Source organism: Falsiroseomonas sp. (genome assembly GCF_051860665.1).
Classification (GTDB): Bacteria; Pseudomonadota; Alphaproteobacteria; order Acetobacterales; family Acetobacteraceae; genus Falsiroseomonas.
This window is the reverse complement of the sequence record NZ_JBHYDM010000005.1, coordinates 296,301-303,476: the sequence shown is the minus strand read 5'-3', so window position 1 is coordinate 303,476 and position 7,176 is coordinate 296,301. Positions and strand designations below refer to the sequence as shown.

At 71.8% G+C, this 7,176-nt stretch carries 6 protein-coding genes; 4 read left to right on the top strand and 2 right to left on the bottom strand.

The annotated features are described in order from the left end of the window. Positions 1 to 103 precede the first annotated feature (103 nt). A complete protein-coding gene (locus ACTIF1_RS08125; RefSeq protein ID WP_439595884.1) occupies positions 104 to 1,042 on the bottom strand; it encodes a LysR substrate-binding domain-containing protein in 939 nt (312 codons plus the stop codon). 116 nt (positions 1,043 to 1,158) lie between these two features. On the opposite strand from ACTIF1_RS08125, the gene ACTIF1_RS08120 reads away from it, so the two are divergent. Further along, the gene (locus ACTIF1_RS08120) at positions 1,159 to 2,424 is read left to right on the top strand and encodes a CaiB/BaiF CoA transferase family protein (RefSeq protein ID WP_439595883.1); all 1,266 of its coding nucleotides are present in this window, start codon (positions 1,159 to 1,161) and stop codon (positions 2,422 to 2,424) included. Positions 2,425 to 2,503: 79 nt separating this feature from the next. Continuing rightward, entirely contained in the window at positions 2,504 to 4,273 is a 1,770-nt protein-coding gene (locus ACTIF1_RS08115; protein WP_439595882.1) for a DEAD/DEAH box helicase, read from the top strand. Positions 4,274 to 4,370: 97 nt separating this feature from the next. On the opposite strand, the gene ACTIF1_RS08110 is transcribed toward ACTIF1_RS08115, so the two are convergent. Further along, complete coding sequence (locus ACTIF1_RS08110) at positions 4,371 to 5,357, bottom strand: Bug family tripartite tricarboxylate transporter substrate binding protein (protein WP_439595881.1); 987 nt, start codon at positions 5,355 to 5,357, stop codon at positions 4,371 to 4,373. A 105-nt stretch (positions 5,358 to 5,462) separates the two neighbouring features. Between ACTIF1_RS08110 and ACTIF1_RS08105 the strand changes: the two genes are divergently transcribed. Continuing rightward, on the top strand, positions 5,463 to 6,167 hold the full coding sequence (locus ACTIF1_RS08105) for a hypothetical protein (protein WP_439595880.1): 705 nt from the start codon (positions 5,463 to 5,465) through the stop codon (positions 6,165 to 6,167). Positions 6,168 to 6,213: 46 nt separating this feature from the next. Then, positions 6,214 to 7,164 carry an aminotransferase class IV gene (locus ACTIF1_RS08100; RefSeq protein ID WP_439595879.1) on the top strand — a complete coding sequence of 317 codons (951 nt, stop codon included), beginning with the start codon at positions 6,214 to 6,216 and terminating at the stop codon, positions 7,162 to 7,164. Positions 7,165 to 7,176: the final 12 nt, after the last annotated feature.

The window sequence follows — 7,176 nt, the reverse complement described above, 5'->3', positions numbered from 1 at the left end:
CTGTTCAAGGTCCTGAGGTCCAGGAGGCCACTGCCTCCTGGCGGGAGGGTGCAGGGAGGGCGGAGCCCTCCTTGCAAACCACCAGCGCGACCGCCCCCCAGCCTCAGGCCAGCGTCGCCGCCACTTTGACGGCGCTGTGTTCCGCGAGGATTTCGCGGATGGCTTGGCGGAGGAGGCGGACGTCGCGGATGCGGCTGAAGCCGGGGCGGTGGAACAGGGCGACGTCGCGTCCCATGCTGGCGTCGCCGATGCGGCGGTAGGCGACCATGTCGTCGAGCAGGGCGCCGATCTGCACGGCGAGTTGCGGCATGAAGGAGACGCCGACGCCGGCGGCGACCATCTGGCGCAGGGTTTCCAGGCTGGCGGCCTGGAGTTCCGGGCGGTCGACCTGCAGGCGGGTGGGGCAATAGGCGATGGCGTGGTCGCGCAGGCAGTGGCCTTCGCTGAGCAGGATGAGTTCGGGGGTGGGGATATCGTCGCGCGAGACTTGTTCGACGCGGGCGAGGGGGTGGTCGCGCGGCACGACGAGGACGAATTCCTCGCGGAACAGCTTGAGTTCGGTGAGGTCGGGGCCGGGCAGGGGGGATGCGGCGAGGATGGCGTCGAGTTCGCCGTCCTCCACCTGGCGGGCGAGGTGGCGGGTGAGGCCTTCGGAGAGCAGCAGGCGCAGGTGGGGGAAGCGGGCGCGCAGCGGCTTCAGCAGGAAGGGCACCAGGTAGGGGCCGAGGGTGGAGATGACGCCGAGGCGGAAGGTGCCTTCGAGGGGGGCGGCGCCGGCGGCGGCGATCTCGAACATCCGGCGGGCTTCGGCGACCACGAGCCGGGCCTGGGCCACGAGTTCGGCGCCGCGGGGGGTGACCAGCACGCCACGGGGCGCGCGTTCGAAGCACTCGACCTGGAGCAGTTCCTCGATCTTGCGGATCTGGGCGGAAAGGGTGGGCTGGCTGACGGCGCAGGCCTGAGCGGCGCGGCCGAAGCTGAGGTGCTCCGACACGGCCAGGAGGTATTCGAGGTCACGCAGCGACAGGCCGGCGAGTGTCATGTCTTCTTCCCCCTGCGGCAGGGTGCAGATACGCATCCAAACGTAAATGGTCCAGCGGCCGGCCGGGGTGGGGCGGCGATTGACCGGTGCGGGACCCGCGCCTACCCCTTGGCGCGATGGGGAGGGGACTGCGGGTGGAGCAGGGCAAGGCGCGGCGGCCGAAGCGGCGGCGGCAGTTCGACCCGGCGGCGCGGGGGGCGCTGGAGGGGGTCCGTGTGGTGGATCTCTCCCGCCTGGTCGCCGGCAATATGCTCACCAAGGTGCTGGCCGATCATGGGGCGGAGGTGGTGAAGGTGGAGCCGCCGGCGGGCGACAGCCTGCGCGCCTGGAAGGTTTCGGGCATCGAGACCGCCTGGAAGACCTGGTGCCGCAACAAGCGCAGCGTCTGCCTGGATCTGCGCCAGGCGGAGGCGATCGCGGTGGTGAAGCGGCTCGTGGCTGGGGCCGACCTTTTCGTGGAGAGTTTCCGGCCCGGCGTGCTGGAGGAGATGGGCCTGGCGCCGGAGGTGCTGCTGGCCATCAACCCGCGGCTGGTGATCGTCCGCGTCTCCGGCTGGGGCCAGACCGGCCCGTTCCGCCACAAGCCGGGTTTCGGCACGCTGGTGGAGGGCTATGCCGGTTTTGCCGCGCTGAACGGCTTTGCGGACCGGGAGCCGGTGCTGCCGCCGATGTTCATGGCCGATGCCTATGCCGGGCTTTATGGCGCCTCCGCCGCGATGATCGCGCTGTGGCATGCGAAGGCGACGGGGCAGGGGCAGGTGGTGGATCTCTCGCTCTTCGAGCCGATTTTCGCGGTGCTGGAGCCGCAGATGGCGAATTGGCGGGTCAGCGGCAAGGTGAAGCCGCGGACCGGCAGCCGCAGCACCAATACCGCGCCGCGCAATGCCTATCGGACGCGGGATGGCGGCTGGCTCAGCCTGTCGACCAGCACCCAGGCGGTTTTCGTGCGGCTGATGCAGAGCATCGGCCGGCCGGAGCTGGTCGACGACCCGCGCTTCCGGACCAATCCCGACCGCCTGGCCAATATCGAGGTGATCGACGGCGTGATCCGGGACGCGATCGCCGGCATGGACCGGGAGGAGGCGCTGGCAAAATTCGACCGCGACGGGGTGACGATCGGCCCCATCATGGATGTCTCGGAGCTGGACGGGGACGCCTATATCGCGGAGCGCGAGGCGCTGATCGAGGTGCCGGACGAGGAGATGCCGGGGGGCTGGCTGCCGATGCATGGCGAGGTGCCGCGCCTGTCGGAGACCCCTGGCATCCTGCGCAATCCGGCGCCGAAGCTGGGGGCGGACAATGACGCGCTGCTCGGCCCGCTGCTGGGGGCGGAGGAGTTGGCGCGGCTGCGCCAGGCCGGGGTGGTGCTGCACGGCGGGTAGCAGGCGCGGGGCTGCCATGCTGCGCCGCGGCACGGGTTTTGGTGCGTCGCGGCCCGGTATGGGCTAGAGAGCCGCCACAATGCCCTTTCCCGATCTCCCCGAGCGTCTCGCCCAGGCCCTGGCCGAGCGCGGCTATGCCGAACCCACCCCCGTCCAGGCCGCCGTGCTGGATCCCGCAACCGCCGGGCGCGACCTGCTGGTCTCCGCCCAGACCGGCTCCGGCAAGACCGTCGCCTTCGGCCTGGCCATGGCCGAGCAGGTGCTCTCTGCCGGGCGCAGCCAATTGCCGCTCGGGCTGGTCATCGCGCCGACCCGCGAGCTGGCGATGCAGGTGCGGGATGAGCTGGCCTGGCTCTATTCGGGCACCCATGTGCGCGTGATCGCCTGCGTCGGCGGCACCGATGTGCGGGCCGACCGGCGGGCGCTGTCCATGGGGGCGGAGATCGTCGTCGGCACGCCGGGCCGGCTGCGCGACCATCTCGACCGCGCCAATATGGACCTGTCCCAGCTCCGCGCCGCCGTGCTCGACGAGGCGGATGAGATGCTGGACATGGGTTTCCGGGACGACCTGGAGGCCATTCTCGAAGGCGCGCCCGAGGCGCGCCGCACGCTGCTGTTCTCGGCGACGGTGCCGCGGGAGATCGTGGCGCTGGCGGCCTCCTACCAGCGCAATGCGCTGCGCATCGCCGCGACGGTCGAGGGTGAGCGGCACGGCGACATCACCTATCGGGCCATGCTGGTCGGGCCGCGGGAGGTCGAGGCGGCAGTGGTCAATGTGCTGCGCTGGTATGAAGCCGGCGGCGCCATGGTCTTCTGCAATACGCGGGAACAGGTGAACCGCCTGCATGGCAGCCTGGTGGAGCGCGGCTTTTCGGCCGTGGCGCTCTCCGGCGAGCTGACCCAGGCGGAGCGCAACCGTGCCCTGCAGGCGCTGCGCGACCGCCGCGCCCGGGTCTGCGTGGCCACCGATGTGGCGGCGCGCGGCATCGACCTGCCGGACCTCGGCCTGGTGATCCATGCCGAGCTGCCGCGGGACAAGGAAACGCTGCAGCACCGCTCCGGCCGCACCGGCCGCGCCGGCCGCAAGGGCGTGGCCGTGCTGATGGTGGCGCATACGCGCCGCCGGCTGGCGGAACGGCTGCTTTCCTACGCCCGGATCCAGGCCGAATGGTCGGGCCCGCCGAGTGCCGAGGATGTCCGCGCCAAGGACCGGGAACGCCTGGCCGCCCAGGCCCGCGGCGTGGTGGATGCGGTGGCGGACGAGGATGATCTGGAGCTCGCCCGCGGCCTGCTGGCGGACAAGTCGCCCGAGCAGGTGGCAGCCGCGCTGTTCCAGGCGCTGCGCTCGTCCCTGCCGGCACCGGAGGAGCTTCTGGCCCCGCCGCCCGCCGCCCCGCGCCCGCCGCGGGACCAGGGTGGGGAGGGTGTGTGGTTCCGCCTGTCCATCGGCCGGCACGACCAGGCCGATCCGCGCTGGATCCTGCCCTTCATCTGCCGCAAGGGCGACCTGACGCGGAAGGAAGTGGGGCGGATCGAGGTGATGGACCGCGAGACGCGGGTGGAGATCGCCCCCTGGGCCGCTGCGCGCTTCGCGGCTTCGGCCCAGCGGGTCTCGGGCGATGACGATGACCGCATCCGCATCGAGCCCATGGCTCATGCCCCCGGCCCGCATCGCGGCCCGCCGCGTGAGCCGCAGCGCGACCGCCCGGCGCCACCCCGGCCGGAACGGCCGGCTGGTGCGGCACGCCCGGAACGGCCCGCCGGCCCGCCGCGCGCCTATCGCGGCCCGCCCCGCGGCGACAAGCCCCGCGCCCCCTATGCGGGTCCGAAGCGCCGCCCGCAGGGCTGATCCCGAAGTTCCAATCAAAGCCCTCCCCCGCACTGCGGGGGGGGTGCGGCACTGCCGCAACGCCGGGGGCTGGTTGGGTGGGGGCCCTTGCTCCCCCTCAGTTCACCTCGATCCGTGCCTCCCGCACCACCCGGCGCCAGCGCGCCAGATCCTCGGCGATCAGCTTGCCGAGGTCGGCGCGGCTGGTCGCATCCACCGCGAAGCCGACATTGGCCAGGCGCTGCGTCACCTCCGGCGTCTTCAGCGCGGCGACGATCACCTCGTTCAGCCGCGCCAGCGCCGGCTCCGGCGTCGCCGCCGGGGCGACGATGGCGGTCCAGGACCCGGAGACATGGTCCGGCAGGCCCTGCTCGGCCATGGTCGGCACATCCGGCAGTTGCGGGAAGCGGTTCGGGCCACAGATGGCGATGCCGCGCAGCCGCCCGGCCTGCACATGCGCCCCCACCGTCGCCGCATTCAGCACCGCGAAGGGCGCGGTGTTCTGGATCACGGCGGTGGCCGCGGCCGGGCCGCCGGCAAAGGGCACCGCGATCGCCTCGGTCCCGGTCAGCAGCTTGAACAGCTCCATCCCCAGCTGCTCCGAGGAGCCGACGCCCGAGGAGGCATAGGCCGGGCCGCCGCGGATCGACTTCATCCAGGCCACCGTCTCCGCCACGTTGTGCACGGGGATGGAGGGGTTCACCACCAGCATGTTCGGCGCCGTCATCACCAGCGTGACGGGCACGAAGTCGCGCTCCACGTCATAGCCCGGCGTGCGCATCACCACCGGGTTGATGGTCAGCGTGCCGCTGGCGGCCACCAGCAGCGTATGCCCATCCGCCGGCTGCTGCGCCACGTAGCGGGACCCGATGGCGCCGGTGGCCCCCGGCCGGTTGTCCACCACCACCGGCTGGCCGAGGGCTGCGGACATGCCCTGCTGGATCACCCGCGCAGCCAGGTCCGTCGGCCCGCCGGGCGGGAAGGGCACCACGAGCGTCACCGGCCGGCTGGGCGCCCAAGGGGACTGGGCCGCGGCCTGGGCGCGCGCCAGGCGGGGCGCCAGCAGGGGGGCCGCGAGCAGTGTCAGGGCGTGGCGTCGGCGCATGGAGACCTCTTGTCCTGTTTGACAGGACAATATTGGCCCGAAGCGCGGCGGTCACGCCACCCCCGGCCGCTTGACCTCGCCCCCGGCGGTTCCGACACTTGTGGCATGGACCGATCCCCCGATGAGATCCGCGGCGCGCTGGAGCAGATCCGCGCGGCGCGCGGCTTCGTGCTGCCGCATCACGGCGCCATGGCCGCCGCTCTGCCGGAGCTGCACGCAAGCTATGAGGCGATGTATCGCGCGCTGACCTTGGAACAGCGCCACCTGGCACCGCTGGAGAAGGAGGTGGTCTGGCTCGCCATCCTGGCGGCCTGCGAGGAACCGGTGGGCACGCACCATCTGCACAAGTTCCGCATGGCGGGCGGCGATGATGCGCTGGCCGCGGCGGTGTTCCGGCTGGTGGGCTGGGCCGCGGGCGCCGCGCGCTATGCCTGCATCGCGGCGCATTGGCAGGGGCAGTTTCCGGCGCTGCCGGCGGCGCGCGAATATCTGCAAGGCTGCGATGCGCTGATCGAAGGCTCGCCGCTGGCGCCGGGCCTGGCGCGCCTCGCGCTGCTCGGCGTGCACACGGCCTGCGAGGAGATCTGGGGCCTCGGCGTCGTGCTGGAATCGGCCTATGCGCTGCGTGTCGCGGAGCCGCAGATGGCGGAGGCGATGAGCCTCGCCATCTGGCCACGCGGCGTGAACCGATTCGTCAAGGCGACGGCCGCCTGGCTCGATCTGCTGCAATCCGGCCGCGTCACGCCTTCCCCCGCCTTCCGTGCCTGGGCGGAGGTGGCGGGGCAGGGCGCCTTCAAGCCCCCGGTTTGACGGGGCGCGCGGCGCCTTCCTATGCTGGCCGCCTGAGGAGTGCCCGATGGCTGAGGCGTTGCAGGTTCCCACGCACCTGACCGTGGAGAACGCGGATTTCAGCCGCGCCCTCGGCTTCATCGACGGCGCCGTGGTGCCGCTGGCCGAGGCCAGGATCCCCGTGCGCGACCTCGGCCTGATGTATGCCGACATGACCTATGACGTGGTTCATGTCTGGCAGGGCGGCTTCTTCCGGCTGGAGGATCACCTCGACCGCTTCTTCGCCTCGCTGGCCGGGCTGCGGCTGGATGCGGGCATGACGCGGGAGGCGATGCGGCGGCTGCTGGCGGATATCGTGCGGCGCAGCGGGCTGCCGGATGCGCTGGTCTATTTCGCCTGCACGCGCGGCATGGCCGTGCCCGGCACGCGCGACCCGACGCTGTCCCGGAACCGCTTCTTCGCCACCGTCACGCCGCTGGTGCTGCGTGGCCAGCCGGCGGAGATGCAGCGCGGCCAGAACGCGATGCTGGTGCGCGACGTGGCGCGGATTCCCTCCAGTGCGGTGAATCCGGTGTGGAAGAACACCCATTGGGGCGACTTCATCCGTGCCGCCTTCCTGGCGAAGGACGAGGGATTCGACGTGCCCATCCTCTGCGCGACGGATGGCGCGGTGGCGGAGGCGCCGGGCTTCAACGTGGTGGCAGTGATCGACGGCGGGCTGGTCTCGCCGGATGCGGGCGTGCTGGAGGGAATCTCCTGCCGCAGCATGTTCGAACTGGCCGCCGAGCTCGGTATTCCCGCCCGCTACGGAAGGCTGATGCCGGAGCAGCTGGCGATGGCGCAGGAAGCCTTCCTGACCGCCACCTCCTGCGGCTTGTTCCCGGTGACGCGGCTGGATGGCGCGCCGATTGGCGCCGGCGTGCCGGGGCTGATCACAACGCGCTTGCTCAATACCTATTACGCCCGGAAGAATGCCGGCTGGCACATCACCCCGGTGTCCAGCATTCCGCCCCCCTGACGATCGGAGACC